At 60.9% G+C, this 25,651-nt stretch carries 23 protein-coding genes and 1 pseudogene; 9 read left to right on the top strand and 15 right to left on the bottom strand.

Annotated elements, in window-relative coordinates:
* Positions 1–34: 34 nt before the first annotated feature.
* The 3 genes from ABFB52_RS17615 to ABFB52_RS17605 all read right to left on the bottom strand — a co-directional run bounded on the left by ABFB52_RS17615 (position 35) and on the right by ABFB52_RS17605 (position 4,387).
* Complete coding sequence (locus tag ABFB52_RS17615; RefSeq protein WP_129973180.1) at positions 35–877, bottom strand: hypothetical protein; 843 nt, start codon at positions 875–877, stop codon at positions 35–37.
* A gap of 156 nt (positions 878–1,033) precedes the next feature.
* The gene (locus ABFB52_RS17610) at positions 1,034–2,656 is read right to left on the bottom strand and encodes an MFS transporter (protein WP_129973181.1); all 1,623 of its coding nucleotides are present in this window, start codon (positions 2,654–2,656) and stop codon (positions 1,034–1,036) included.
* A gap of 81 nt (positions 2,657–2,737) precedes the next feature.
* Positions 2,738–4,387, bottom strand: coding sequence for a GMC family oxidoreductase N-terminal domain-containing protein (locus ABFB52_RS17605; RefSeq protein WP_129973182.1), 1,650 nt, complete (start codon positions 4,385–4,387; stop codon positions 2,738–2,740).
* Positions 4,388–4,520: 133 nt separating this feature from the next.
* Here ABFB52_RS17605 and ABFB52_RS17600 point away from each other — a divergent pair, with 133 nt between their 5' ends.
* Together ABFB52_RS17600 and ABFB52_RS17595 are read left to right on the top strand one after the other, a co-directional pair.
* Positions 4,521–5,408, top strand: a complete 888-nt coding sequence (locus ABFB52_RS17600) for a LysR family transcriptional regulator (RefSeq protein ID WP_064379494.1) — start codon at positions 4,521–4,523, stop codon at positions 5,406–5,408.
* 97 nt (positions 5,409–5,505) lie between these two features.
* On the top strand, positions 5,506–6,768 hold the full coding sequence (locus ABFB52_RS17595) for an MFS transporter (RefSeq protein WP_129973183.1): 1,263 nt from the start codon (positions 5,506–5,508) through the stop codon (positions 6,766–6,768).
* 22 nt (positions 6,769–6,790) lie between these two features.
* Here ABFB52_RS17595 and ABFB52_RS17590 read toward each other — a convergent pair whose 3' ends face one another.
* Genes ABFB52_RS17590 through ABFB52_RS17560 form a run of 7 tightly spaced genes read right to left on the bottom strand, consistent with a single transcriptional unit; the run spans position 6,791 to position 13,085 of the window.
* Positions 6,791–8,158 carry an ATP-binding protein gene (locus ABFB52_RS17590; protein ID WP_129973184.1) on the bottom strand — a complete coding sequence of 456 codons (1,368 nt, stop codon included), beginning with the start codon at positions 8,156–8,158 and terminating at the stop codon, positions 6,791–6,793.
* The gene (locus ABFB52_RS17585) at positions 8,155–8,817 is read right to left on the bottom strand and encodes a response regulator (RefSeq protein ID WP_064379489.1); all 663 of its coding nucleotides are present in this window, start codon (positions 8,815–8,817) and stop codon (positions 8,155–8,157) included. Before ABFB52_RS17585 ends, ABFB52_RS17590 begins: the two co-directional genes overlap by 4 nt.
* A gap of 11 nt (positions 8,818–8,828) precedes the next feature.
* Complete coding sequence (locus ABFB52_RS17580; RefSeq protein ID WP_129973185.1) at positions 8,829–9,473, bottom strand: tetratricopeptide repeat protein; 645 nt, start codon at positions 9,471–9,473, stop codon at positions 8,829–8,831.
* Positions 9,470–10,279, bottom strand: coding sequence for an SDR family oxidoreductase (locus tag ABFB52_RS17575; RefSeq protein WP_129973186.1), 810 nt, complete (start codon positions 10,277–10,279; stop codon positions 9,470–9,472). The genes ABFB52_RS17580 and ABFB52_RS17575 overlap by 4 nt, the downstream gene beginning before the upstream one ends.
* On the bottom strand, positions 10,266–10,940 hold the full coding sequence (locus tag ABFB52_RS17570) for an iron-containing redox enzyme family protein (protein ID WP_039767068.1): 675 nt from the start codon (positions 10,938–10,940) through the stop codon (positions 10,266–10,268). Before ABFB52_RS17570 ends, ABFB52_RS17575 begins: the two co-directional genes overlap by 14 nt.
* Positions 10,937–12,418, bottom strand: coding sequence for an AMP-binding protein (locus ABFB52_RS17565; protein ID WP_102717585.1), 1,482 nt, complete (start codon positions 12,416–12,418; stop codon positions 10,937–10,939). The genes ABFB52_RS17570 and ABFB52_RS17565 overlap by 4 nt, the downstream gene beginning before the upstream one ends.
* Positions 12,408–13,085, bottom strand: a complete 678-nt coding sequence (locus ABFB52_RS17560) for a thermostable hemolysin (protein ID WP_102717584.1) — start codon at positions 13,083–13,085, stop codon at positions 12,408–12,410. Before ABFB52_RS17560 ends, ABFB52_RS17565 begins: the two co-directional genes overlap by 11 nt.
* A 205-nt stretch (positions 13,086–13,290) precedes the next feature.
* On the opposite strand from ABFB52_RS17560, the gene ABFB52_RS17555 reads away from it, so the two are divergent.
* Positions 13,291–13,842 carry a cytochrome b gene (locus tag ABFB52_RS17555; RefSeq protein ID WP_129973187.1) on the top strand — a complete coding sequence of 184 codons (552 nt, stop codon included), beginning with the start codon at positions 13,291–13,293 and terminating at the stop codon, positions 13,840–13,842.
* Between the two features lie 13 nt (positions 13,843–13,855).
* Here ABFB52_RS17555 and ABFB52_RS17550 read toward each other — a convergent pair whose 3' ends face one another.
* Positions 13,856–14,782 (bottom strand): universal stress protein, encoded by a 927-nt coding sequence (locus ABFB52_RS17550; protein WP_085746143.1) that lies wholly within the window; start codon positions 14,780–14,782, stop codon positions 13,856–13,858.
* Between the two features lie 219 nt (positions 14,783–15,001).
* On the opposite strand from ABFB52_RS17550, the gene ABFB52_RS17545 reads away from it, so the two are divergent.
* Positions 15,002–16,075: an NAD(P)-dependent alcohol dehydrogenase gene (locus tag ABFB52_RS17545; protein ID WP_085746144.1), complete on the top strand. Its 1,074-nt coding sequence runs from the start codon at positions 15,002–15,004 to the stop codon at positions 16,073–16,075.
* Positions 16,076–16,093: 18 nt separating this feature from the next.
* On the opposite strand, the pseudogene ABFB52_RS17540 reads toward ABFB52_RS17545, so the two are convergent.
* Together ABFB52_RS17540 and fnr are read right to left on the bottom strand one after the other, a co-directional pair.
* Positions 16,094–17,076: pseudogene (locus tag ABFB52_RS17540) on the bottom strand (zinc-dependent alcohol dehydrogenase family protein).
* A gap of 22 nt (positions 17,077–17,098) precedes the next feature.
* The gene (fnr, locus tag ABFB52_RS17535) at positions 17,099–17,842 is read right to left on the bottom strand and encodes a fumarate/nitrate reduction transcriptional regulator Fnr (protein WP_102717580.1); all 744 of its coding nucleotides are present in this window, start codon (positions 17,840–17,842) and stop codon (positions 17,099–17,101) included.
* 346 nt (positions 17,843–18,188) lie between these two features.
* On the opposite strand from fnr, the gene ABFB52_RS17530 reads away from it, so the two are divergent.
* Positions 18,189–19,109 carry a universal stress protein gene (locus tag ABFB52_RS17530; RefSeq protein WP_085746147.1) on the top strand — a complete coding sequence of 307 codons (921 nt, stop codon included), beginning with the start codon at positions 18,189–18,191 and terminating at the stop codon, positions 19,107–19,109.
* Positions 19,110–19,207: 98 nt separating this feature from the next.
* A complete protein-coding gene (locus ABFB52_RS17525) occupies positions 19,208–20,596 on the top strand; it encodes an MBL fold metallo-hydrolase (RefSeq protein ID WP_129973188.1) in 1,389 nt (462 codons plus the stop codon).
* 42 nt (positions 20,597–20,638) lie between these two features.
* On the opposite strand, the gene ABFB52_RS17520 is transcribed toward ABFB52_RS17525, so the two are convergent.
* Positions 20,639–21,181 (bottom strand): Hsp20/alpha crystallin family protein, encoded by a 543-nt coding sequence (locus tag ABFB52_RS17520; protein ID WP_085746149.1) that lies wholly within the window; start codon positions 21,179–21,181, stop codon positions 20,639–20,641.
* A gap of 89 nt (positions 21,182–21,270) precedes the next feature.
* Positions 21,271–22,761 (bottom strand): arginine-ornithine antiporter, encoded by a 1,491-nt coding sequence (gene arcD, locus ABFB52_RS17515; RefSeq protein ID WP_129973189.1) that lies wholly within the window; start codon positions 22,759–22,761, stop codon positions 21,271–21,273.
* Between the two features lie 266 nt (positions 22,762–23,027).
* Here arcD and ABFB52_RS17510 point away from each other — a divergent pair, with 266 nt between their 5' ends.
* The 3 genes from ABFB52_RS17510 (at position 23,028) to ABFB52_RS17500 (ending at position 25,619) form a co-directional block, all read left to right on the top strand.
* On the top strand, positions 23,028–23,366 hold the full coding sequence (locus tag ABFB52_RS17510; protein WP_256656674.1) for a hypothetical protein: 339 nt from the start codon (positions 23,028–23,030) through the stop codon (positions 23,364–23,366).
* Positions 23,363–24,613 (top strand): DUF4010 domain-containing protein, encoded by a 1,251-nt coding sequence (locus ABFB52_RS17505; RefSeq protein WP_129973190.1) that lies wholly within the window; start codon positions 23,363–23,365, stop codon positions 24,611–24,613. Before ABFB52_RS17510 ends, ABFB52_RS17505 begins: the two co-directional genes overlap by 4 nt.
* Before the next feature lie 88 nt (positions 24,614–24,701).
* Positions 24,702–25,619, top strand: a complete 918-nt coding sequence (locus tag ABFB52_RS17500) for a universal stress protein (RefSeq protein ID WP_129973191.1) — start codon at positions 24,702–24,704, stop codon at positions 25,617–25,619.
* The last annotated feature ends 32 nt before the right edge of the window (positions 25,620–25,651 follow it).

Raw genomic sequence — 25,651 nt, 5'->3', positions numbered from 1 at the left:
CGAGACGATGATCCTTGTCATTTGACGACGTTGGTTAGAAGAGGTAGCTGAAAAAGCCTTTGGATTGTCGAGCGCTGATCTCACGCGCGAAAAGATTGCGGGTCGATTTGAAGAATGATTGTTCCGCATTGAAGTTGTTTTGTTCGGTGGTCCTGAATAGAAGATTGAGTTCGACGACCGGCTTGGCGTAAACAGAAACCTCTTCAAGCATTTTTTGTTGATCCGCTGATGATTCAGCGTCAGAGGAGGCAACTTTGCGCAGGAGCGCCATCATATCGTTGCTGTTGCTTGCTTCGAGGTAAGGCTCCATGGAGAGCTTCATCTGCTTGTCGATTTGTTCTATCGATTTGTCCCGCACACTTGCCAGTCTTTTGAATTTTTCATAGGTGCCTGTCACCAATGCGAGTTCTTCATATTTGATGTAGAGGTCGGTGCGGCATTGACGTACCGCAGTGGACAGTTCTTTGCTGCTTTTGGCCAGTTCTTCATTGGTTTTGTACAGGGCTCTGGGGACTGCATCGTAACCGGGCTTCGACGCCAGTTCCGGATGGGTCAGAATGTGCTTCAGCTCATCAAACTGTAATTGGTAGGAGCCCGCAAGCTTGCCGTATTGATCTGCCAGTTCCAGATGCTTGGAAGAGCAGGAGGCGTGCAGCGCCCGCATCGGCCGGTAATAGCTGTCAATAATGTCTTTTTTGTCGCCGAGGGAGCTCTTGTAACCTTCGAGGATGCCGCTGAAGAGGAAGGAGCCCAAAAGCACCGGTACGATGGCTTGGCCGAACCACGCAAGGAATTTACCACCTCGATTTGTTTTGCCAGGTTTGTTGTTGTCTTCGGCATTGTCGGGTGACGTATCGGGCGTCGACAAGTTGGCCATTTTCCTGATCCTTTAGGAGGGGGTGAAGTAATGAAGGAAGGGAGCTGCATTAAGTGATGATGGATGATATGTAAGTGCCACTATGCTGTCGATGGCAGAGGAACATCCACAAAAAATCCGCTTCAGGCCTGACCTGAAGCGGATCCGTTGTGCCAATCAGTTCTTGTCCAGATCGATATTCTTAGTCTCCCGCAGACAGATCATCCCCACCACCAGGCTCACCCCGGTAATCAGCACCGGGTACCACAGCCCGTAGAAGATATCCCCGGTGTACACCACCAGCGCAAACGACACGGTCGGCAGGAAACCGCCGAACCAGCCGTTACCGATGTGGTACGGCAGAGACATCGAGGTGTAGCGGATGCGGGTTGGGAACAGTTCGACCATCAGCGCCGCGAGCGGGCCGTAGCACATGGCGGAGATGATGATCAGGCCGACGATCAGGGCCACGATCATCGGTTTGTTGATCTGCTGCATGTCAGCCTGTTGCGGATAACCGGCGAGGGTGATGGCACCGCGCAGTGCCGCTTCGTCGAAGCCGTCGAGTTTCACATCGCCGACGCTCACTTGCACCGTGCTGCCCGCCGGCGCGGTGACGCTTGAGTAGGGCAGGCCTTGCTTGACCAGGAAGGTCTTGACCTTGTCGCACGGGCTGTCGAATTTGGCCTTGCCCACCGGATCGAACTGGAAGGTGCAGGTCGCCGGGTCAGCCACCACGGTGATCGGTGCCTGACGGCTGGCGTGGTCGATGGCCGGGTTGGCGTAGTGGGCCAGGGATTTGAAGATCGGGAAGTACAGCGCGGTGGCCAGCAGCAGGCCGAGCATCAGCACCGGTTTGCGCCCTACCTTGTCCGACAGCCAGCCGAAAATGATGAAGAACGGCGCGCCGATCACCACGCTGATGATCAGCAGACTGTTGGCCACCGCCGGGTCCATTTTCAGGAACTGGGTGAGGAAGAAAAGCACGTAGAACTGCGCCGCATAAAAGGTCACCGCCTGGCCGGCGTTGATGCTGAACAGTGCGATCAGCACGACCTTGAGGTTTTCCCATTTACCAAAGGATTCGCGGATCGGTGCCTTGCTGGTTTTGCCTTCCTCTTTCATTTTCAGATAGGCCGGCGACTCATGCAGGCTCAGGCGAATCCAGGTGGAAATGCCCAGCAGCACGATCGACAGCAGGAACGGAATACGCCAGCCCCAGACTTCGAACTGATCGCCGGTGAAGTAGCGGCAACCGAGCACCACCAGCAGCGACAGCAGCAGACCGAGGGTGGCAGTGGATTGAATCCAGCTGGTGTGGAAACCGCGTTTGCCGATCGGCGCGTGCTCCGCCACGTAAGTTGCGGCGCCGCCATATTCGCCGCCAAGGGCCAGGCCCTGCAGCATGCGCAACACAACAAGAATGATCGGCGCGGCGATTCCGATGCTGGCGTAGGTCGGCAGCAGGCCCACCGCGAAGGTCGCTACGCCCATCAGGATGATGGTCGCGAGGAAGGTGTATTTGCGCCCGATCATGTCCCCCAATCGACCGAACACCAGCGCCCCGAACGGCCGCACGATGAAGCCTGCGGCAAACGCCATCAGCGCGAAGATGAACGCCGTGGTGTCGTTGACCCCAGCGAAGAACTGCTTGCTGATGACCGCCGCCAGGGCGCCGTAGAGAAAGAAGTCATACCACTCGAACACCGTCCCCAGGGACGAGGCGAAGATGACCTTTCGGGTATCGGGGCTGGCGTCCGTGCTGCGCACGGCGTCCAGCGGTTGAGCGTGTTCTGACATATCGGTATCCCTCACAGTGATTGTTTTTGTTGTTTCCACTGTCGGCGCCGACCTTGTGGGCGTGCGCCGCTGTTCCTTTGGTCAAGAGAGTGCGGTCAGTGCTTTTTCTTCGGCGGGAAAACTCCGGGCGGTTGGGGTGAGAATCAGCTGTGCCGCTTTTTCAGCAATCATCAGCGTAGGCGAACAAGTGTTGCCCGAGGTAATGCGCGGCATGATCGACGCATCGGCAATCCGCAGGCCCGGTACGCCGTGCACGCGCAACTGCGCATCGACCACCGCGTCCGCGTCATTGCCCATGCGACAGGTGCCGACCGGGTGGAAAATCGTCGTGCCGATTTTCGCCGCCGCTTCGTGCAATTGTTCTTCGGTCTGCAGGCTGGCGCCGGGCAGGTATTCCACCGGGTTGAAGGCTTGCAGGGCGGGGGCGCTGACGATGCGCCGGGTCAGGCGAATCGCATCGGCGGCCACGCGCAGGTCTTCGGGATGGCTGAGGTAGTTGGGTTGGATCAGCGGGGCTTCTTGCGGATCGGCTGAGCGGATCTCGACCCGGCCCCGGCTCTGCGGCCGCAAATCACACACCGACGCGGTGAACGCAGGGAAGCTGTGCAGCGGTTCGCCAAAACGCTCCAGCGACAGCGGCTGCACGTGATATTCGAGGTTGGCCGAGGTCTGTTCCGGCCCGGATCGGGCAAACGCGCCCAGCTGACTCGGCGCCATCGACAAAGGCCCGCTGCGGTCATACAGATAGCGCAGGCCCATGCCCATCTTGCCCCACACGCTGCCAGCGATCTGGTTGAGGGTGCGGGCGTTTTCCAGTTTGTAGATCAGCCGCAGTTGCAGGTGATCCTGCAGATTGCCGCCGACGCCCGGCAGCTCATGCACCACGCCGATCCCGAGCTTTTCGAGCAGCGGACGCGGGCCGATTCCGGAGCGTTGCAGAATGCTCGGCGAGCCCACGGAGCCGGCGCACAACACGATCTCCTTGCGCGCCTTGAAACTCTTTTGTTGACCTTGCCAACGGGCGCTGACTTTCGAGGCGCGGCCGTCTTCAAACAGAACGCGATCCACTTCGACTTCGGTCAATACCGTGAGATTGGCCCGATCGCGAATCGGCTTCAGAAACGCCTTCGCCGCATTCCAGCGCACCCCGGCCTTCTGATTGACCTGAAAGTAGCCACAACCCTCGTTGTCGCCCTGATTGAAGTCATCGATGCTGGCGATGCCGCTCTGCTCGGCAGCACTGCGGAAGGCATCGAGAATCGGCCACGACAGGCGCTGGCGTTCGACTCGCCACTCACCCTTGTCGCCATGAAAGTCCGCCGCGCCGGCAAAGTGGTTTTCGCTCTGCTTGAACAGCGGCAGCACGTCATTCCAGGCCCAGCCCGGATTGCCCTCGGCGGCCCAGCCGTCGTAGTCGTTGGCCTGGCCGCGCATGTAGATCATGCCGTTGATCGACGAACAGCCGCCCAGCACCTTGCCGCGCGGATAACTCAGCGCGCGGCCATTGAGGCCCGGTTGCTCTTCGGTCTTGAAGCACCAGTCGGTGCGCGGGTTGCCGATGCAGAACAGGTAACCCACGGGGATGTGAATCCACGGGTAGTTGTCGCGCCCGCCGGCCTCCAGCAACAGCACGCGCTGCTGTGGATCCGCCGACAGCCGATTGGCCAGCAAACACCCGGCCGGCCCGGCACCGACCACGATGTAATCGAATTCATCGAGGGAAGTCTGCATTCCCTGACCTCGCTTATTGTTTTTGTTGTCGGTCATCCTAGTTGTTAGCTTTCGTCAAAAGAATGTTAGTTTTTGCGCAGCCGCTGTGCGTTTTCAAACAGCGCTTCCTGACGATAGCCGACAAGGACAAGCCATGTTCGACTGGAACGACCTGCGGTTCTTTCTCGAGTTGCAACGCAGCGGGCGCTTGCTCACTGCTGCCCGCCGCCTGAACACCACTCACGCCACCGTGGCCCGGCATATCGAGGCCATCGAAAAAAGCCTCGGCACCGCGCTGTTCGTCCAGCACGCCCAAGGCTACGAAATGACCCCGGCGGGGGAGGCGCTGCTCAAACATGCCGAAGCCATGGAAAACGTCGCGCTGCTCGCCCAGGAAGAAATCACCCAGTCCACCGCACCGCTGGGCAAGATTCGCGTCGGCGTCACGGAAGGGCTGGGCATCATGTTTTTGGCCAGCCGCATGATCGGGTTGTTCGAACGCTATCCGGGGCTGGAAGTGGAACTGGTGGCGGTGCCGCGTTTCGTCAGCATCCTCAACCGCGAGGCGGAAATCAGCATTCACCTGGAACGGCCGGCAGCTGACATGCTGGTCACCCGCAAACTCACCGATTACCGGCTCGCGCTCTATGCCAGCCGCGCCTATCTCGACAATGCGCCGCCGCTGCGCAGTCGCGAAGATCTCGGACGACACGCGTGGATCGGCTACGTCGATGATCTGCTGTTCAGTCAGGAACTGATGTTTCTCAACAGCTTCTGTCGCAACCCGCGTGTTGTGTTTCACAGCACCAGCGTGATCGCGCAGCAGCAGGCGGCGCGCTCAGGTCTCGGCATTGCAGTTCTTCCTTGTTACATGGCCGCGTCGGACCCGGATCTGGTGCCGCTGTTGCCCGATGAGAGCATCGAGCGCAGCTACTGGATCAGTACGCGGCGCGAGTTGCACAAGTCGGTGCGGTTGCGGGTGGTCTGGGATTACGTGGTGGGGTTGTGCGAAGGCGAGCGCGAGTTGTTGATGGGCCAGTAAAGAAGCTGTTTCATGCAACTAAAACGCTTGGCAAAAGGTCATTCGATTTGCGGAGGTTGAGTCATCTCGCAGAACCTCGACAACGAAGACGTTACCCGTGGCCACTCACCTCGATCGCCGCAATAACCTGTCCCTCGACAGCCTGAATTTCTTCCTCGCCGATGTGCGTGACGGGCTCGGTCCTTATCTGGCGATTTACCTGCTGGCGGTTCACCACTGGGAGCCGGCGAGCATTGGTCTGGTGATGACGATTGCCGGGATCGCCGCGCTCATCACGCAGACCCCGGCAGGCGCACTGGTCGACAGCACTCGCTTCAAACGGTCGCTGATTGCGATTGCCGCGCTGGTGGTCACCGCAAGCTGTCTACTGCTGCCGTTTGTGGCGTCGTTCAGCCTGGTGGCGGTGACGCAAGCCATCAGTGCCGTCGCCGCTTCGATCTTCGCGCCAGCCATTTGCGCGATCACCCTTGGCATTACCGGGCCTCGTGCCTTCACGCGAAGAACCGGGCGCAACGAAACTTTCAATCACGCCGGCAACGCCTGCGCCGCGTTGTTGGCCGGTTTGTCCGCGTACCTGTTCGGCCCGGTCGCCGTGTTTTATCTGATGGCGGTCATGGCGCTGGCCAGCGTGATTGCCGTTTCGTTCGTATCGGCAGACGCGATTGACCACGATCTCGCCCGAGGCCTGAATCCCAGCGAAACGGGGCAGGGCAAGCAGCCTTCGGGCTTTTCCGTGTTGCTCACCAACCGACCGTTGCTGATATTTGCGATTTGCTGCGCGCTGTTTCATCTGGCGAACGCGGCGATGTTGCCGCTGGTGAGTCAGAAACTGGCGCAGGCCAATCTGCAAATGGCCACGCCGCTCACGTCCGCCTGCATCGTCGCGGCGCAACTGGTGATGGTGCCGGTCGCGCTGCTGGTGGGAGCGAAAGCGGATCTGTGGGGACGCAAGCCGTTGCTGCTGGCGGGGTTTCTGATCCTGCCGTTGCGTGGCGTGTTGTATGTGCTGTCGAACGATCCGTGGTGGCTGGTTTCGGTGCAGTTGCTCGATGGCATCGGCGCGGGGATTTTCGGCGCGCTGTTTCCGGTGGTGGTGAAAGACCTGACGCAGGGGACCGGGCATTTCAATGTCAGTCTCGGGGCGATTTCAACGGTGTTCGGTCTGGGTGCTGCATTGAGCAACAGTCTGGCGGGCATCGTGGTACAAGAGGCCGGTTACAGCGTTGCGTTCCTCACCTTGGCGGGGGTGGCGATGGCGGCGCTGGTGCTGCTTTGGGTGGCGGTGCCGGAGACGGTGTCGCGCCCCGATGCCGACTCAATCACCCTGCAAGGCAGGGCGCCGCCGATGGTTGCGCCTTGACTCAAACGGTCTCAAGACCTGGTCAACCAGCGGGAATCGACAGCGTCGCCCGCAGGCCTCCCTCGACCCGGTTTTCCAGGGTGATCCGCCCACCCAGACGGGTGGCGATGGTATTGACGATGGTCAGCCCCAGGCCCGCGCCCTCGGGATTGCCCCGGCTGTAGAACCGTTCGAACAGTCGTGCCCGGTCCGCTTCATCGATACCCGGCCCCTGATCTTCAACGCTCAAATGGTAAAACCCGTCGGCCCGGGTCAATTGCACGCTGATCACGCCTTGCTCCGGGGAGAAGTTGGCGGCGTTGGTGATGAGGTTGTTCAGGGCAATGTCGATGGTGGCAGCATCGGCGAACGCTGGAAAAGGTTGTTCGTTGACGTCGAAGGCCAGTTCCAGATGCTTGCTCAGCAACCATGGCGTGAGTTGCACCAGACTGTTGCGCACGGTGTCGCCAAGGTCGATGCGTTGGTTGGCAGGCGCACTGGCCTTGGGTTCGAGGCGGGCCATGGTCAGCAACTGATTGACCAGTCGGCTGGTTCGATCCACGCCGGCAATCAGAAACTCGAGTGACTCGCGACGTTCCTGCTCGGTGCCGGCTTCCAGCAGGTTTTGCGCGTGTACCCGCAGAACCGCCAGCGGCGTGCGCATTTCGTGGGCGGCGTCGGCGATGAACCGGCGTTCCCGACCGAGCACTTCCTGGATCTGCGCAAGCATGCGGTTGAGCGCGGCCTGCATCGGTTCCAGTTCGCTGGGCAGCGGCGTCAGTTGCAGCGGTTCTAGGGAGCCGCTGTGCCTGGCGCGTAGCGTCGCCGCCATATTGGCCAGGGGCTTGAGCCCCCAGCCGATGGCCAGCCAGATCATCGCCGCAAGAATCAGGCTGCCGATCACGTTCGGCCACAGGGTATGGCGGACGATCCGGTCAACCAGATCCGCTCGCACGTCACCGCGTTCACCCACCCAGATGCGCAAACCGTTCTGTCGGTCTTCCAGGACAAACGCCCGCCAGTGGCGCTTGTTCAAATCCACCACATCACTGAAGCCTGGCTGGATCGGCGGCGTGCTGAAGGAGGGCGCGCTGGCGGTATGCACCAGGACCTCGCCCTTGGCATTCCAGACCTGAAAGGCGAGCTTTCTCTCGTAGGGATGGCCGTCACCCTTGGGCACGGCTTCAGCCAGGGCCGAGTTGAACGCCCGATAAAGATCCGCGTGCTCCTGCCCCGGCAACGGCATGCGCATCACACCTTGCAGCAACCGTGCGTTCTGCGCCAGTTGCGCGTCGTAGACTTCGGCGATTTCGTGGTTGCTGTCGTGCAGATTGAACAGGCTGAGCACGGTCAGACCGGCGAGCATCAGGCCGATGATCAGGGTCAGGGTGCGGCGCCGGATCGAGGTCATCGGCGCTCCTCCACCAGATAACCCACGCCACGGATGGTGCGGATCAGGTCGGTGGAGAATTTCTTGCGCAGGTGATGAATATGCACTTCGAGAGTGTTGCTTTCGGCTTCTTCGTTCCAGCCGTAAAGCAGTTGTGTGAGGTGGTCGCGGGTCATGACCCGACCCGGCGGCGAGAGCAGTTCGTGCAACAACTGATATTCCTTGGGCGTGAGCACCACCGGCTGCCCCAGGTAGCTGACTTGCTGGGTGCCGGGGTTGAGGCTGATGCCGGCATGTTCGATCAGCATCTGCGCGCGTCCGGCACTGCGTCGCAGCAGGGCGCGCAGGCGGGCCTTGAGCTCGGCCAGGTCGAAGGGTTTGATCAGATAGTCGTCGGCGCCGGCATCCAGCCCCGCGATGCGGTCTTCGGTGGCATCGCGGGCGGTGAGGATCAGCACCGGCAGGTTCGAACCGCTGCCACGCAGACGACGCAGGACTTCGAGCCCATCCATGCGCGGCAGGCCGAGATCGAGCACCGCCAGATCAAAGGTTTCGCTGAGCAGGGCGTGCAGGGCGCTGCTGCCGTCCTTGAGCCAGTCGACGGTGTAACCCTCGCGCCCCAGCGCCTGATGAATGCCCTCGCCGAGGGCCACGTCATCCTCGATCAGTAATAAACGCACACGGACTCCTGTCAGTCGAGTTTCTTGTTCACGTCCACCAGCAACGCGGCGATCTCTTTGCGGCGCCCGGCGTCGGCACTTTCCCGGCCTGGGCGTGGAGCGGCTTGCAGGGCCTTGAGCAGCGCTGCTTTGGCTTCAGCGTAGCGTTTTTGACGGTAAAGGTGATCGCCCCAGAAGTACAGACTGTCGATGCCGTCCGGGTTGAGTTGCAGGGCTTGTTTGAGCAGTTGTTCAGCCTTGTCGCTGTCGCCGAACCCGATCGGCCATCCCGGTACCCGATCGTACAGCGCGGCGAGGCTGGTGTAGGCCGAACCTTGCAATGCCTTGGGGTCGAGGTTCAGGGATTTTTCCAGATCGGCTTTGGCGTCCTTGGCTTTGCCCAGGGCCCCGAGCCCGCCCTCGGCACCGGCCCAACTGCTGGTGACAATGCCTTTCCAGATCCAGGCCTCGGCGACGGCCGGACGTTCGGTGGCGAAGTGCGTTGCCTGGACGGCCAACTGTTCAAATGCAGCGGCGCGCTGTTTTTCCGGTGTTTCGTACTGGATGTGCGCCCAGCTCTGCTGGATGCTGTTGAGGCGTTGTTGATCGGCAGCGTCCAGCGCCCAGACACTTTGACTGAGGGCGCCCAGCAGCACACAGGCGAGAATTTTTTTCATGGTTTCGGCGTCTCGTTTTCAGGTTTTTCACTCAGGCGACGGATCAATGGCAATTGCTTGCGCAGACCGCGATCCACCAGATTGGGCAGCAGGCTGTTGAGGCGTACGAAAAAGCGCTCCGGCCAGCCCAGATAGAGGTCTCGGCGATCGCCGGCAATTGCATGGATTACGGCATTCGCGACGGCTTGCGGGTCGTCGACGCTGGATTTGAGTGCGTCATTCAAGGCTTGGGCGGCGGGGCTGTTCATGGCGGTGCGCGTGGCGCGGGGCGCCACGTACAACACACCGACCCGGGTATCCGCCAACTCTCGGCGCAAGGCCTCGGAAAATCCGCGCAAGGCAAACTTGGTCGCGCAGTAACTGGCATAACCTGGATAACCGATCGAACCATAGGTCGAGCCGACGTTGACCACCATGGCACTGTCGGCCTGCTTGAGCAGCGGCAGCAACAGTTTGGTCAGGCAGATCGGCGCACCGATGTTCACCGCCAGCATGGCGTTGATGTCGCTGTCGTCGAGCTGTTCCAGCATTGCGAAATGATTGACCCCGGCGGCGTTGATCAGCAGGTTGATGCCGCCGATGGCCTCGGCGGCGGCCAGCACCTTGCGCCGGTCGCTGAGGAACGTCAGATCGGCGGCGACCCAGCACAGGTTCTGCGGGTAAAGGTCGAGCAACGGGCGCAGCGATTCCTGATGCCGCGCGACCGCCAGGACCTGCGCACCGGCAGCGCACAAGGCACGCGTGATCGCTATCCCGATGCCGCCGCTGGCACCGGTCAACACCACACGGGCTTCATGCAGCTGCATGTTGAGCCTCCGCGTCACGGGGCAGGCCGCGGAACATGTCGGTGTAGAGCCGATAGACGACTTTCGAGGCATGGATCACAGCCGCCTGGTCGGCCGGATCTTCCAGCTGATTCATCAGCCGGCGATAGGTTTGCATGTGCTCGATGTCCAGCGAGCCGTGGGAACTGAGGTAGCTGAACGCCGTTTCCGGCAGGGCCAGACGCTCGCGGATACTGCCCGCGGCGTGGGTGGCCAGGGCGATGCTGGTGCCCTCCAGCACGTTGACCATGCCAAACAGGCCCACCGGATTGCCTCGGGCGATCAGGTCGTAGAGAAAGCTGACCATCAGCTCGATCGGCAGCGACGGCTGTCCGTCACGCACCGCGTTACGGTCACCGCCACAGGCCTCGATGTCGTTGAGCACCCATTGCTCGTGGCCGTATTCGTCCTCGATGTATTCGCACACGGCTTTGCGCAGCCATTCCAGGTGCGTCGGCAGGCGTGCACCACAGGCCATCATCAGAGGTACGGTGTGACGCACGTGGTAGTAGGCCTGGGCGAGAAACGCGCGATAACTTTCAAGGCTGACCTTGCCTTGCAGCGCATCGAGAATGATCGGCAGATTGAACAGCTCGTGGCGTTCCTGGTGCGTGGCTTCTTGCAGGGTGTCGAAAAAACTCATGGTGCGGATTCCTCGGAAAGGGCGGATTCGGCAAGCACGGCGCGGTACTGCGCGACGATTGCCTCGCGGCGCGGGCGACCGTTGGCGGTGAGCAGGCCGTTGGCGGCCGTGAAAGGTTGTTTGAGACGTGTCCAGTGATGCACCTGGGCGTAATCGGGCAAGGCCTCGTTGGCAGCGGCGACGGCGGCGGCGAGCTGAGCATCGGTGCAGTCCGGACGGTGCGGCCAGAGCAGGGCGTGGTTGTGCGGCAAGGCTTCGCCATACACAAAGGCCTGGGCGATGTGATGACGCTGGGTCAGTTCGGATTCGACCCATTCCGGGTTGACGTTGCGGCCGAAACTGGTGACGAACTGATGCTTCTTGCGGCCCTTGAGGTAGAGAAAACCTTCCGGGTCGAACTCCCCCAGATCGCCGCTGGGCCACCACTCATCGGTGTACGCCGGTTCGCCAAGGTAACCGAGCAGGGGCGAGCCTTTGATCAACACCTCACCATCTTCGGCCAAGCGCACGTCGACGTGGGGCAGGGGCCGCCCGACGCTGCCCGGACGTCGAGCCCCAGGCCGGTTGAGACAGACAACCGAGGCGCATTCGGACAGGCCGTAGCCTTCGTAGACCGGCAGGCCGACCCGTTGCGCGCGGTGCAGCAGATCCTCGGATACCCGTGCGCCACCAACGGCGGCAAAACGCAGCGATTGCGGATCGAAGGCTTTCTGTTCGGCAGCGCTGACCAGTAACAGCAGCAATTGCGGCACCAGAATCAGGCTCTCGGGTGCCCGGCTGGCCAGACAGCCCAGCAAGCGCGGCAGGTCGACGCCGCTGGCGCCCTGGATGCCCAGGGTTTTCTGGCTCGGCACGCTCAGCGTCGCACCGGCGTACAGCGCCGCGTAACAGCCGAGGTTCTCCAGCAGGATCGCCAGCGGCAGCAACGCCACGTGATGTTGAGGGGCTGTGGGTTTGCTGGCCTCTTCCAGCTCCCGAGCGACCCGCAGCAGACTGTCGGCGCTCAGGCACACGCCCTTCGGTGTACCGGTGGTCCCGGAGGTAAACGTCAGTTTGGCGGTGCCGACTGGCAGGCGGTTCGGGCCTTCAAAGGCGCGGCACCAGAATTCACCGCGTTGTTCATAACCGGCGGCCAGCAATTCTGGCACCAACTCCGGTTCGGCGATCACTCGCTCGGCCTGGCTTTGCTCTAGGCAATGGGCACGCTGCGCGGGGCTGAAAAAGGGCGGCAGCGTCACGCAGGCCAGACCTTCAAACAACGCCGCCAGATCCCAGAGTATGGCCTCGACGCCGTTGTCCAGCGCCAGGGCGATAACCTTCACCTTTTCATCGCGCAGGCGCTGCTGGCGGTACATCACCTCGGCGTACAGCGTCGTGTAGCTGATTTTCAGCGTGTCGCCCCATAACGCCAGGGCGTTGTCATTGCGCCCTGCATGGCTGCGCAGGGTTTCCTGGAATCGTTGGCGTTCAAGCGACATGGCAGGCTCCTTCGACAGAAGTCGGCAATCCCAGCCGACTGAACAGACCGATGTTGCGCAGATGGATGAAACCGGAGCGGATATTGCCCACGTGCACCCAGGGTTTGCTTTCGTAGTAACTGCCCCAGTGGTGACGGTCATCGCCCAGACGCTCCGGGTCAGCGGCGCACAGCGTCACCGGCTTCAGACCCAGGCGATGGAAGCTGTTGACCAGCCCGATATTGCCGGTGAAGGTCACCCATTCCAGACCGCCCATGGCCAACAGATAAGTGATCGCAATGATGCTCAGGCGCGCGCTGCCGGTGTCGTTGGCGGCAAGGTTGCCGACTTCGACAATCGCGCTGCGCTCCACCGGATGGTCTGCCGCCGCGCTGATCAACGGCTCGATCGGTTCATCCAGGTAACGTTCGAGAAAAAGTGGTTCAAGGTGCGCACGACGTACTCCAGCGACCGCGCACAAGTCCCCGGAGTCGTTGTGCACACCAAACAGTTCAGGCATGAAATGGCGGATATCGGCGCCGTGGGCCTTGCGAAAACGTTGTTGAATAAACGCTTCGAACGCCGCCCGTTGAGCGTCGCCGGGTTGGGCGCTCGACAGCTGCATCTGCGTTGTTTCGCCTTGGCCAAAACGCAGGGGCAGGTGGATGTTCCAGTCAGAATCGGGCATGGGCTGAACGCCTCCCTCAATAGGTTTGAGTGGAGTATCCGGACCATTTCTTAACGAAGTCTGAAGGTGAAAAAAGGTTAACGAACGACGGATCTTCAGATTGTCTTAAGACTGTCACGGCAGTGTGACGCCGTCGGTTCGCCCGGCAACCGGATCGAGACAGCCGAACGAGTCGGCCGTCGCTTACAACAATCACGAGGCAACTATGACCCGCGACATGGCCGCACCCCATTATGGAAAACTGTCGATCACCTTGCACTGGCTGATGCTGGCGCTGTTCGTGGGCGTGTATGCCTGCGTTGAAATCAAAGGCTTCATGCCCCGAGGCAGCGAAGCGCGGGGCCTGTTAATGGGCCTGCACGGGATGTTCGGCGCGAGCATTTTCGTTCTGGTGTGGGTGCGCCTGTTTGGCCGCCTGACGCCGCGTCCGCCGATCACCCCCAAACCGCCTGCCTGGCAGACGGCAATCGCGCACCTGATGCACCTGGCCCTGTATGGGCTGATGATCGCCACCCCGGTGCTGGCCTGGCTGATGCTCGCGGCCGGCGACAAACCTTTTCCGTATTTCGGCTTTCATGTGCCGGCGCCGGTGGCGGTCGATCCGGATCTGGCCAAGCAGATCAAGTACTGGCACGAGCTGATCGGCAATGCCGGTTACTGGCTGATCGGCCTGCACGCCGCTGCCGGACTGTTCCATCATTACTGGGTTGGCGACGACACCCTGGACCGGATGCTGGGCGGGCGCAATCGCTCCTGAGGACCAGGCCCGCTCAGTCAGCCAGGTGTTCCGGCGACACCACCCATACGCTGCACGGAATCTTGTACAGCAGGTGTTCTACCGTGCTGCCGACCAGCCGGCCTGCGCCGCGATGGCCGACGCGGCCCATGACGATCATGTCGATGTCATACCCGCTCGCGTAGCTGCACAGCACCTTGGCCGGGTTGCCCATGACCATGTGCTGACGCTCGTCCGGAATGCCGTTGCGCTCGGCCAGTTCGCGAAAGGCGGCAGCCTGGGCATCGAACAGGGACTTGGCGGAGCTGGAGGAGAAGAACGCCGAGGCATTGTTGAAGCCGAATTCACTGGCGCTGATTGATGACAGATCATGGGCATACAGCACGTCGAGTTCGGCATTGCACAGGCTGGCCAGTTTGGCGGCCTCGCGCAGGATCCGGTCGTTGAAGCCGGCGTACTGCCCGTCACGGTGGAACGGGTCCACGGCGGCCAGGATCTTGCGGGGCAGGGCATGCCCGACATGGCTGACGAAATGCAGCGGCACCGGGCATTCGCGCAGCAGGTGAATATCCAGCGGGGTGAACATCAACCGTGACAGGAGCGATTCCGGCTCCAGCGCCTTGATCAACGCCGCCATGGGCTGTTCTCTGAGGTGAATGAGGATTTCCTGTAAGGGCCGTTCCACCCACACCACTTCCGTGGTGACGGTGACCCCGAGCTTGCGCATCGAATGCGCCCGTTCTTCGAGCCACTGACGATGACGCTCGATATAGCCGATTCGCATCTGTTCCAGTGCTTGCTCGTTGACCATGCTGGCGGTCGCCAGACCTTCCAGATAATCGAAAGCCACGATGTGCAGGGCCGCGCCCGCCGCCTTGGCCAGTGCCGCTGCACGGTCGAAGGCAGGGTTGTTTTCCATCAGGGGTGAGGCGACCAGCATGTAACGCGATTGCTCTGACATGACGACTCTCCTTTGGCAGGACACTTGAACCGATGGTTACAGGCTGCGCCAGGCGCGGGGTGGCCGTTTGATCTTTGTCAAACAACCGATGGTCGGCAGAACGCCGTCAGACGGGTGGTCAATCGAGGTGGATGTCGTCGATTGTTGATCATTATCAAACGCTGGCCAGACCGTGCGGCGCAGGCTGGGTTACGAGTCGAATCCCTCAGGAGAATGCTCATGGCCACCATGAAAGCCGCGATTTTCGTCGAGAACAATCGCATCGTGCTCGACGACAAGCCGATCCCCGAAGTTGGCCCGCAGGACGCTTTGATTCGAATAACCACCACGACTATATGCGGTACGGATGTGCATATCCTGCGCGGCGAATACCCGGTGGCGCAGGGTTTGACGGTCGGTCACGAGCCGGTGGGCTTCATCGAGCGTCTGGGATCACAGGTGCGCGGGTTTGTAGAGGGGCAACGCGTGATTGCCGGCGCCATCACTCCCAGTGGGCAAAGTTATGCTTGCCTGTGTGGCTGTGGTTCTCAGGACGGGCCGGACACTCGTCATGGTTTCCGGGCCATCGGCGGGTGGAAGTTCGGCAACACCATCGATGGCTGCCAGGCCGAATACGTCTTGGTGCCCGATGCCATGGCCAATCTGTGTCCAATACCGGACGGCCTCAGTGATGAACAAGTGCTGATGTGTCCTGACATCATGTCCACCGGTTTTTCCGGTGCCGAACGGGGCGAGGTGAGCATCGGCGACAGCGTCGCCGTATTCGCCCTCGGCCCCATTGGTCTGTGTGCAGTCGCCGGTGCCCGGCTCAAAGGCGCCAGCACGATCATCGGTGTCGATGCGGTGGCCGAACGCATGACGGTAGCGCGTCGATTGGGGGCCACGCATGTCGTCAATTTTCGCGAGGGCGATGTGGTCGAGCAGATCATGGCCCTCACCGATGGGCGCGGTGTCGATGTCGCGATCGAGGCACTGGGCACACAAGGTACCTTTGAATCGGCGTTGCGCGTGCTGCGTCCGGGCGGCCGCTTGTCGAGCCTGGGTGTTTACTCGAGCAACCTGCACATACCCCTCGACGCCTTTGCGGCCGGGTTGGGCGATTACAGCATCGTCACCACCCTGTGCCCCGGCGGGAAAGAGCGTATGCGGCGTTTGATGGCGGTCGTGCAGAGCGGCATGGTTGACCTGTCACCGCTGGTGACTCACCGATTCAAACTGGATGACATCGAAGCAGCCTATGACTTGTTTGCGCACCAGCGTGACGGGGTGATGAAAGTGGCGATTACACCGTGAAGGTGCAGGTCCTGCCGCTCACGGGACGAGCACGATCGCGCCGTTGAATTGCCCGGCGCGCAATCGCTCCAGTGCCTGATTGGCTTCTTCGAGCGCAAACAGGGTGGTGTCGCAGTGCACCGGGGCGTGCTGCAGCTCCGCGAAAAAAGCCGTGCCATCTTCGCGGGTCAGGTTGGCCACCGAGCGGACGCTGCGCTCGCCCCACAGCAGCCGGTAGGGGAAGGCCGGAATGTCACTCATGTGAATTCCGGCGCAGACCACGCCCCCCCTTTGGCCGTGACAGCCAGCGCCAACGGCACCAGGGCCCCGACCGGGGCGAAGATCAGACTGGCATCGAGCAGGTGTGGCGGTGGCTGATCCGAAGGCCCGGCCCATTCGGCGCCCAGCGATCGGGCGTAGCGCTGGCCTTCGCTGTCATCCGGTCGTGTAAAGGCATACACCTTCTGTTTGCGTGCGCGTGCGACCTGAATCGCCAGATGCGCCGCAGCCCCGAAACCGTAAAGCCCCAAATGGCGCGCCTCCCTGGCCATTTGCAATGCGCGAAAACCGATCAGCCCTGCGCACAGCAGCGGCGCAGCCTGGGTATCGGAAAGGGTTTCAGGAATGACCAGGCAGAAACGGGCGTCGGCCACGAGGTACTCGGCATAACCACCGTCGAGATGGCAACCGGTGAACTGGGCCTTGTCGCAAAGGTTTTCCCGGCCCGTGCGGCAAAACGAACACTGACCGCAGGTTCGGCCCAGCCAGGGAACGCCGACCCTTCGGCCGACCCATTCGGGCCCGACATCGCTACCGACGGCCGAGACGGCGCCGACCACCTCATGCCCCGGCACCCGTGGCAACCGTGCCTGAGGCAACTCACCGTCGACCAGATGCAGATCGGTACGGCACACCCCGCAGGCCAAAACCTTGATCAACAACTGGTGTGAGCCGGGCGTGGGAATGGGCCGCTCTTCAAGTATCAAAGGCTGGCCGGGGCGGTGCAGAACCATGGCGCGCATGACGTCACTCCCGTCGGCAGGGTCACCGCAGGTGACGATGGCAGCCGACGATCAACTGCTTGAGCCCATCCATGTTCTGAATGGTGACGTCGCGGCCGGTGATTTCCACCAGCCCCATGTCGCGCAGGTGGGCGATGCCGCGACAGATGGTTTCGAGGCGCAGGCCCAGGTAAGAGCCGATCTCCTCCCGACGCATCTTCAACACAAAGCAGCGCGACGAATAACCACGAGAGTTCAAGCGTTGCGACATGTTCAACAGGAACGCTGCCAAGCGTTCATCCGAGCTCATGTTGCCCAGCATCATCAGCATGTCGTGATCGCGAACGATCTCCCGGCTGAGGATCTTGTTCAGGTTGTGCTGCAGTGATGGCAGCTCCCTGGCCAGTTTTTCCAGATGACCGAAATGGATGGGGCAGACTTCGCTGTCTTCCAGCGCGACTGCATCGCAGGTGTGCAGATCCGAACTGATGGCGTCCAGACCGAGCATTTCACCGGCAATCTGGAACCCGGTGACTTGCTCGCGACCGTCGATCGACAGCACGCTGGTCTTGAACGAGCCCAGCCGCACGGCATAAAGCGAGCGCAAGGGGTCGCCGGCACGGTAGAGCGCCACACCTTTTTTGACCTTCGATCTCTGCACGATCAGCGTGTCCAGACGCTCGATTTCCCCACCGGTCAAGCCGAGCGGCAGACAGAGCTCCAGCACGCTGCAACTGGAGCATGCGGTTTTGAGATGCTGGTCGTGGTACGCGCGAGTTTCTGCCACCAGGAAACCCTCCCCGTCACCTGTTGAGCATAGTTCTCAAGGCGCCTTGGACACGCAAAAAGTGTCGTGAGCCCAGCTGAAACGACGAACGGAGCCGTTGCTGTCGAATATCCAGGCGTATTGGAAATGAGTCATGCATCACTGCTGTGACGCAACGCCGACTCAATTGATAAAAATCAGTACTGCGCACGAACGCCGCCAGATACTTGAACGACAGCATTGCCTGTTGTGACCACGCTGGGGGACGTCATGCATCAAGCCTTTGTGCGTGCTTCGACGCCCGGGTTCCGGCACAGGAAATGAAGTTTGCAATCTTCCAGATACACGTTTCGGGGAGAGGCACGTGATGCTCAAACTCAAACGCATTCTATTGATAGCCCCGGGTGAAATGATCCTGACCCCGGCCTTTGAACGCGCCTATGCGCTGGGTGGTGCGAGCGGAGCGCTGTTGCACATCGTCGCGTTCGATTATGTCCCGGTGCTGGCAGCGGCCGGGCTGTTTGCACCGGAAGCAATGGCCCAGGCGCGGGAAGGGTATCTGCAAGTGCATCGGCACTGGCTGGAGCAGCAGGCCCGCTTCAAACGATGCATTGGCTTGAACGTTACTACTGAAGTGGTCTGGGCCAGATCGAACCTGGCGCACGTGCTTGAGTACGTGAATGACTTTCATCCGGACCTGGTCATCAAGGATACCCATTACGTCCCGGCACTCGACCGCGCCTTTCATCGCCCGCTGGACTGGCACTTGCTGCGCGAATGTCCGGCACACCTGCACCTGGTGACCCACGCCGGGCATGCCAGGCCAATGAAAATTCTTGCGGCGGTCGATCTGTCGCATCTGGAAGAACTGACGCAAGGGTTGAACGACCGGATACTCGACCTCGCTTCCACACTGGCGGCCGGCTGCGACGCGACGCTGCACCTGCTCAATGTCGGTTGCTGGGCGGTTATGGGTGATGGGGCCGCAAGTGTGCCGACAGGCAGCCTGGATGGCAGTCTGAAAGGTGCAATCGAGGACGCCCAGCAAGAAGCTTTCGAAGCACTCGCCGAACGCTATGGCATCCAGAGTTCATGCAGACACTTGCTGACCGGCATCCCGCAAAAGGTCATCGGCCTGTTTGCCCGGCAGCACGCTTTTGACATGGTGGTGCTGGGCACGCTGTATCCCGACGGCAAACACCGGTTCATCGGCAGTATCGTCGAGAGCGTGTTGAACCAGGCTCCCTGCAGTCTGATGATCGTCAAACCGCCGCAGCCCTCCGAGTGAAAGTCAGCGCTGTCAGGCCTGCAGTTGATAAAAATCAACGGCTCCCGAGCCAGAAGGAGCGCTCAATAGTGCTCCTCTGAGCGTTCAAGGAAACGGCCATGCGAATCACATTTCTGGGTGCTGCGGGCACGGTGACGGGCAGCAAGTATTTGCTGGAACATCATGATCAACATGTACTGATCGATTGCGGCCTGTTCCAGGGCTACAAGCAACTGCGATTGCACAACCGCGACCCGTTCCCGCTCCCTCTCGGCGGTCTTGACGCGATTGTACTGACCCATGCCCATCTTGATCACAGCGGCTATCTGCCGGTACTGGTACGCAATGGTTATCGCGGCCCGGTCTACGCCACGCCAGCGACCTGTGAACTGGTAAAGATCCTGTTGCTGGACAGTGGCCGATTGCAGGAAGAAGAGGCTGAGTTCGCCAATCGGCATGGCTTCTCGAAGCATAACCCGGCGCAGCCGCTTTACACCGAGCAAGATGCGGCACAAGCATTGAAACTGTTACGGGCGGTGGAGTTGCGTCACAAGGTTCAAATCATCCCCGGCATGATTATCGAACTACACTGCGCCGGGCATATCCTGGGCGCAGCGACGGTCACGGTGGTTGCCGACGGACAGTCCCTGGTGTTTTCAGGGGATCTTGGCCGACCGGATGATCCCTTGATGCTAGCCCCGGAAACGGTCGAGCAAGCAGACTTTCTGCTGGTGGAGTCAACGTACGGCGACCGCAGGCATCCAGCCGAATCACCGCATCAACAGTTGGCCGAGGTCATTAACCGTACTGCGTTGCGCCGAGGCATCACGCTGGTGCCATCGTTCGCAGTCGGACGTGCCCAATTGCTGATGTACCACCTGTATCAATTGAAACGCACAAAAGCGATTCCCGATCTTCCTGTCTACCTGAACAGCCCCATGGCTACTGATGTCACGGACCTGTATCAGCGATTTCGCAGCGAGCACAAATTGTCTGCGCAGGACTGCGACGGCATGTGCCATGTCGCGAAGTTTGTCCGGACGGTCCAGGACTCGAGAGAGCTTGATCAACTGCGCACGCCGGCAGTGATCATTGCTGCCAGCGGCATGGCGACGGGAGGGCGGGTCGTCCATCATCTCAAGGCGTTGGCTCCCAACCCGCTCAACACATTGTTGATGCCGGGCTTTCAGGCCGGTGGCACCCGTGGGGCGCAGATTGTCGCGGGCGCTCCCAGCGTACGCATCCATGGCAGGGACGTACCCATCAACGCTGAGGTGGTACCCATGCAAACCCTGTCGGCGCATGCTGACACCGATGAAATCATGCAGTGGTTGCGTGGATTCAAGCGGCCGCCGAATCACACCTTCGTGGTACACGGCGAACCCAATGCATCCGATACGTTGCGCCGCCGCATCAGCCTGGAACTGGGATGGTCGGTGTCGGTGCCGGAGTATCGTGACAGCGTGGATTTAGGCGAAACCGATGCCCCAGAGCATTCGCGACTCTGATGAAAAAGCCCCCGCCGTTATCGGGCGGAGGCTGTCAGGCGGTCAGTCGGCCTTGATCGGCACGACCTTGTCCGCCTTCATGGCTTCGGGCTTTTTCGGCAGGGAAATGTTCAGCACACCTTTGCTGAAGCTGGCTTCGATCTTCTCGGCATCAACGCCCTTGGGCAGATTGAATACTCGCTCGAAGGAGCCGTAGTGACGCTCGCTGAGGTGATAGCCCTTCCTTTTTTCCTCCTTGTCCTCTTTCTTCTCCCCCTTGATGATCAGGTTGCCGTTGGACAGCTTGAGCTCGATGTTCTTTTGATCCATGCCGGGCAACTCGGCCGTGATCTCGAAACTCTTGTCCTTTTCGGTGATGTCCACGGCAGGCAGGCCGTGGCTGCTCAGTTCGCGCCGCCAGAAGGGTTCGACATCGAACAGTCCACGGCTGAACGGCGACAGCGCCGAACCGCGATTGAAATCTTCGAACAGGCGATCAACCTGTTGCCGGAGTTTTTCCAGAGGGCGCCACGGGTCTGATGGCAGGGGCAGCTGGCTCGATTTGTCCTCGGGATGGATCGGCATTTTTTTCACGGAATTGCTCATTTTGACGACTCCTCTCAGATGAAGGGCAGGCTGCAAATGTCCTGTACGCGAGTCCACCCTGGAAAAAAAATACGGCGCGGGCACTGGCCTCAAAGCGTCAGTGCCCCGGTCCACAGCATCCAGCCGGCGAAGGCCGCCGCCGTCCAGATGATGATCAGCAGTCCCGTTTCGGGGCCGTTGAGCGGTTGTCCCTGGCGCGATTTCATGCTGGCCAGGTAAATCAATGAGCCTGGGGCATAGAGCAAAGCGCTGAGCAGCATGTATTTCGGCCCGGCGGCGTACAGCAGCCACACGCAGTACAGGGTGGCGATCAGGGCAATGGCCACGTCGCGTATTTGCAGGCCCAGATGTCCCTCGTAGGTCTGCCCTTGCCAGGCCAGCTTCAGCGCATAAAGGCCGCTGAACAGGTACGGCAGCAGAATCATCGATGTGGCCAGGGAAATCAGCGCCAGGTAGCTGGCGCTTGAATACAAAGTCAGCAACAGAAACAGTTGAATGCAGCCATTGGTGATCCACAGGGCGTGATTCGGCACGCCACGGCTGTTTTCCTCGGCCAGTGCGCCCGGCATGACGTTTTCCCTGGCTGGCGTGAATACCGATTCCGCCGCCAGCAGTGTCCAGGCGAGCAGGGCTCCGCCCACCGAGATGATCAAGCCGATGCTGATCAGAACGGCTCCCCAAGGTCCTGTCGCAGCTTCAAGCACACCGGCCATGGATGGATTTTTCAGGGCTGCCAGATCCGGTTGCCTGAGAATGCCCAGCGACAACAGAGACACAGCAATCAGCAGCAACAGGGTGATGACAAAACCAATAACCGTGGCGCGTCCGACATTGGCCCTTTCTGCCGCCCGGGCGGAAAACACGTTGGCGCCTTCGATGCCGATGAATACCCAGACCGTCACCAGCATTGTGCTTTTGACCTGGTCAAGGGTGCTGCCCAGCGCCGGCGAACCCCAGAAATCAACGCTGAATGTTTGCCGTTGAAAGGCCGCCATCACCAGACCGATAAACAGCAGCAGCGGCACAATTTTGGCCACGGTTGTCAGCGCGTTGGCCCGTGCCGCCGTGCGCATCCCGCTGAGGATCATCCAGTGCAGCGACCACAACACCACAGACGCCCCGACAATCGCCGCCGTGTTGTTGCCTTCGCCGAACAGTGGAAAGAAGTAACTTAACGCGGCAAACAGAATCACCAGGTAGCTGACGTTGCCGATCCATGCGCTGATCCAGTAGCCCCAGGCCGAATTGAAACCGAGATATTCGCCCCCTAACGCCCGGGCGTAGGCGAACACGCCGTTATCCAGATCCGGTTGGCGGTTGGACAGCGTCTGGTAAACCAATGCCAGCGAGAGCATGCCGACACCGGTGATCAACCAGCCAATCAGAATCGCCCCGGCGCCCGCGCTGGCCGCCATGTTCTGCGGCAGGCTGAAAATGCCGCTGCCGATCATCGAACCGACCACGAGTGCAATCAGCAGGCTCAGGGACAGCCGTTTGGTCTCGACTTTTTGCAGACGGCCTGTCATCGGTTGACCGGTGGGAGGAACAGTTGAATGCGTGCCTTGCAAGTGCGTAGCCATGGGAGCCTCCGGGAAACGAGGTGGTATGCACTCACCGAATGCGTTGGCGTGAATGCTGACTCTAATTTCTGCGGGAACACTCAGACGCCGTTTGATCTAGATCAGAAAGAACAAACACCGTGTTTTTGCCTGGGCGCCGCCACGATGTGAGCGCTGACACAGGGATTACCCTGACCGTTTGCGGCGTGGATTGTTGATCATTATCAAGTGTCGGACACGTAGCCCGGCGCAGTCTGGTTCAGCGCCCACCCCGGTACATGACTGCGATGTTCAGCCTGACGCTGAGGCGCAATAGCATCGGCGACAGCCTATTCATGGCGAGCTCACGACACTGCTTCGAAGAACGTAACGGTGACTGCATGACGGATTGCTTTCGGCGATTGGAGGTGATGATGAACATTGAAATCAGTGGACCGAGCGACGATCAATGGATCGTGCGAATGGATGCATTCGTGGTCAGGTTTGACAGCAAGGTCGCTGCGCAATCTTTTGTCGATCAGCTCAAGGCACGGATCGATGCGCCTCATGTGTGGCCAACGATTGTCGATACAGCGCCGGTTGCACGACCCAGGGTCACGCGCGCCGGTGACCCCGTCGCGCTATGAACGACGCACTGGGTCTGGCGGGGGCCGCCGCAGCGCTGGGTATCGGCATGCTGGTCGGTCTGGAGCGCGAGCGGCATAAAGGGCGCGGCGACAGCCGTGCCTGTGCCGGGTTGCGCACGTTCGCGATCACGGCGCTGCTGGGTTACGTCGCGATGCAAGTGGGCGGCGCACTGCTGTTGGGCATTGTGGGCGGCTGTCTGGCGCTGCTGATCAGCGTGGCTTACTGGCGCAGCCTGAGCACTGATCCGGGGCTGACCAGCGAAGTGGCCTTGCTCACGGTGCTGGTACTGGGCGCGCTATGCGGCACAGCGCCGGAACTGGCAATCGCCATTGGCGTGGTCATGGCGGGGCTGCTGGCTTACCGGCAGAAACTCCATCACTTCGCCCGCAGCCAGTTGAGCGAAGCGGAGATGCGCGATGGGTTGGTGCTGCTGATCGCAGCATTGGTGGTGTTGCCGCTGACGCCTGACCGGTTCATCGGTCCCTACTCGGCACTCAACCTGCGCACCCTTTGTACATTGACCGTGTTGCTGATGGGCGTCGGCGCCATCGGGCATATCGCCATGCGCACGCTGGGTGTGCGCTACGGCTACGCGGTCAGCGCCATCGCGTCCGGTTTCGCCTCCAGCACCATGACGATTGCGGCGATGGGGCATATCGCCCGCAAAGACCCGGAGCACCTCAAGGTACTGAGTGCGGCGGCCCTGCTGTCGAACCTGGCCATGGCGGCGCAGGTCGCGCTGATCCTCGGCGCGGTCGACACCGCGCTGTTGCCGCACCTGTGGGGGCCGTTGCTGGCCGGGTTTGGCGTAACGCTGCTGTTCAGCCTGGGCCTGCTGTTCCCCAGGCCCGCGGTCGCTGCGAACCAACCGATCAAGGTCGGCGGGGCGTTCAATCTCAAGCTCGCGCTGGCGGTCACGTTGACCATGGCCGGCGTGACGTTTTTGTCTTCGTTGATGCTCGATCACTTTGGCGAGGCGGGCGTGATGCTGACTGCCGTGCTAAGCGGATTCGCCGATGCCCATTCTTCCACGGCTTCAATCGCCACGCTCGCCAAGGGTGGCCTGTTGGCTTACAGCGCCATTGCGCCACCCGTGTTGCTGGCGGTCAGCAGTAACGCGTTGAGCAAGTGCCTGGTGGCCTGGATCAGTGGCGGACGACGCTTCGCCGCGTATGTCATACCCGGTCAGATTCTGCTGACCGCTGCCATGTGGGCCGGTCTGCTGGTGGATCGAGCGACGATTTGACCGGACACTGACAAAAATCAAAGTGCTCGTCGGTAAAAGGGACAGCCTGAGACTCATTCCCTGCCATCGCTCAATGCCGAGGTGCACCATGACACAGGAACCCCGCCTGCTGCTGATCGCTCCGCCCGCCATGCACCACACGCCGGCATTCGATCGTGCCTTGGCATTGGCGCAGGCGCTGCAAAGACCGCTGCATATCGTGGCATTCGATTATTTACAGGCGCTGGCAGTGGCCGGGCTGTTTGCCCCCGAACAGGTGGCCGTGGCCCGTGACGCCTACCTGGAGAAGCATCGCCATTGGCTCGAAGAACAGGCAACACGGATGCGTGGACACGGGATCGTTGTCACGAGCGAAGTGGTCTGGGTCCAGGACCCTTACGCGGAGATTCTGCAATTCATCAATGAGATACCGTTGGTGGTGATCATCAAGGATGCTCATGAAGAGTCGGCCTTGAAACGGGTGTTCTTTACTCCGCTGGACTGGCAACTGCTGCGCGATTGCCCGATCCCGGTACACCTCGTGACCAACGCCTTGAACCCTCGCCCCCGTCATGTTCTGGCGATCATCGACGTGCTGCGCAGCGAAGATCAGGATCTGGTGTTCAACGACCAGATTATCGATGCCGCATCGAAGCTGGCCGAGGTGTGCAATGCCCGGCTGCAGTTGTTGCACGTTTACGATTGGACCGCCGCCTATGCGCAAGACTTCGGGGTCGGCGCGTTGCCACTGGCCACCGGTATCTACGAGGCACTGGGCACGGCGCAGCATGAGGCGTTTGCCGCGATGGCCGAGCGTCATGGCGTGTCGAAGGAGTGTCGTCATTTCATCGAAGGTGCGCCGGTGCCGGCCATTTGCCGATTCGTCGAAGAGCAAAACGTCGACATGATCGTGGCGGGTACGGTGCAGCACCTGGGTCTGACCAAACTGCTGGGCACCACCGCCGAACAACTCTTGCACCGGGCACCGTGCAGTGTGTTGGCGATCAAGCCGGGCAGGGGACTCTAGCGTCGGAGCACCGGCGATCGCCCGTACTGACG

This window comes from Pseudomonas sp. 9.2(2024) (assembly GCF_039695385.1).
Lineage (GTDB): Bacteria > Pseudomonadota > Gammaproteobacteria > Pseudomonadales > Pseudomonadaceae > Aquipseudomonas > Aquipseudomonas paraglycinae.
This window is presented reverse-complemented; position numbering and strand designations above follow the sequence as displayed.

Excerpts from the sequence above, each read along its gene's own strand:
- ABFB52_RS17530 (WP_085746147.1), top strand. The coding sequence starts at position 18,189 with ATGCTCAAACTCAAACGCATTCTATTGATAGCCCCGGGTGAAATGATC.
- ABFB52_RS17600 (WP_064379494.1), top strand. The coding sequence starts at position 4,521 with ATGTTCGACTGGAACGACCTGCGGTTCTTTCTCGAGTTGCAACGCAGC.
- ABFB52_RS17580 (WP_129973185.1), bottom strand. The coding sequence starts at position 9,473 with ATGAAAAAAATTCTCGCCTGTGTGCTGCTGGGCGCCCTCAGTCAAAGT.
- ABFB52_RS17575 (WP_129973186.1), bottom strand. The coding sequence starts at position 10,279 with ATGCAGCTGCATGAAGCCCGTGTGGTGTTGACCGGTGCCAGCGGCGGC.
- ABFB52_RS17505 (WP_129973190.1), top strand. The coding sequence starts at position 23,363 with ATGAACGACGCACTGGGTCTGGCGGGGGCCGCCGCAGCGCTGGGTATC.
- ABFB52_RS17520 (WP_085746149.1), bottom strand. The coding sequence starts at position 21,181 with ATGAGCAATTCCGTGAAAAAAATGCCGATCCATCCCGAGGACAAATCG.
- ABFB52_RS17500 (WP_129973191.1), top strand. The coding sequence starts at position 24,702 with ATGACACAGGAACCCCGCCTGCTGCTGATCGCTCCGCCCGCCATGCAC.
- ABFB52_RS17550 (WP_085746143.1), bottom strand. The coding sequence starts at position 14,782 with ATGTCAGAGCAATCGCGTTACATGCTGGTCGCCTCACCCCTGATGGAA.
- ABFB52_RS17615 (WP_129973180.1), bottom strand. The coding sequence starts at position 877 with ATGGCCAACTTGTCGACGCCCGATACGTCACCCGACAATGCCGAAGAC.
- ABFB52_RS17605 (WP_129973182.1), bottom strand. The coding sequence starts at position 4,387 with ATGCAGACTTCCCTCGATGAATTCGATTACATCGTGGTCGGTGCCGGG.
- ABFB52_RS17565 (WP_102717585.1), bottom strand. The coding sequence starts at position 12,418 with ATGTCGCTTGAACGCCAACGATTCCAGGAAACCCTGCGCAGCCATGCA.
- ABFB52_RS17555 (WP_129973187.1), top strand. The coding sequence starts at position 13,291 with ATGACCCGCGACATGGCCGCACCCCATTATGGAAAACTGTCGATCACC.
- arcD (WP_129973189.1), bottom strand. The coding sequence starts at position 22,761 with ATGGCTACGCACTTGCAAGGCACGCATTCAACTGTTCCTCCCACCGGT.
- ABFB52_RS17610 (WP_129973181.1), bottom strand. The coding sequence starts at position 2,656 with ATGTCAGAACACGCTCAACCGCTGGACGCCGTGCGCAGCACGGACGCC.
- ABFB52_RS17525 (WP_129973188.1), top strand. The coding sequence starts at position 19,208 with ATGCGAATCACATTTCTGGGTGCTGCGGGCACGGTGACGGGCAGCAAG.
- ABFB52_RS17510 (WP_256656674.1), top strand. The coding sequence starts at position 23,028 with ATGTTCAGCCTGACGCTGAGGCGCAATAGCATCGGCGACAGCCTATTC.
- ABFB52_RS17590 (WP_129973184.1), bottom strand. The coding sequence starts at position 8,158 with ATGACCTCGATCCGGCGCCGCACCCTGACCCTGATCATCGGCCTGATG.
- ABFB52_RS17570 (WP_039767068.1), bottom strand. The coding sequence starts at position 10,940 with ATGAGTTTTTTCGACACCCTGCAAGAAGCCACGCACCAGGAACGCCAC.
- ABFB52_RS17560 (WP_102717584.1), bottom strand. The coding sequence starts at position 13,085 with ATGCCCGATTCTGACTGGAACATCCACCTGCCCCTGCGTTTTGGCCAA.
- ABFB52_RS17545 (WP_085746144.1), top strand. The coding sequence starts at position 15,002 with ATGGCCACCATGAAAGCCGCGATTTTCGTCGAGAACAATCGCATCGTG.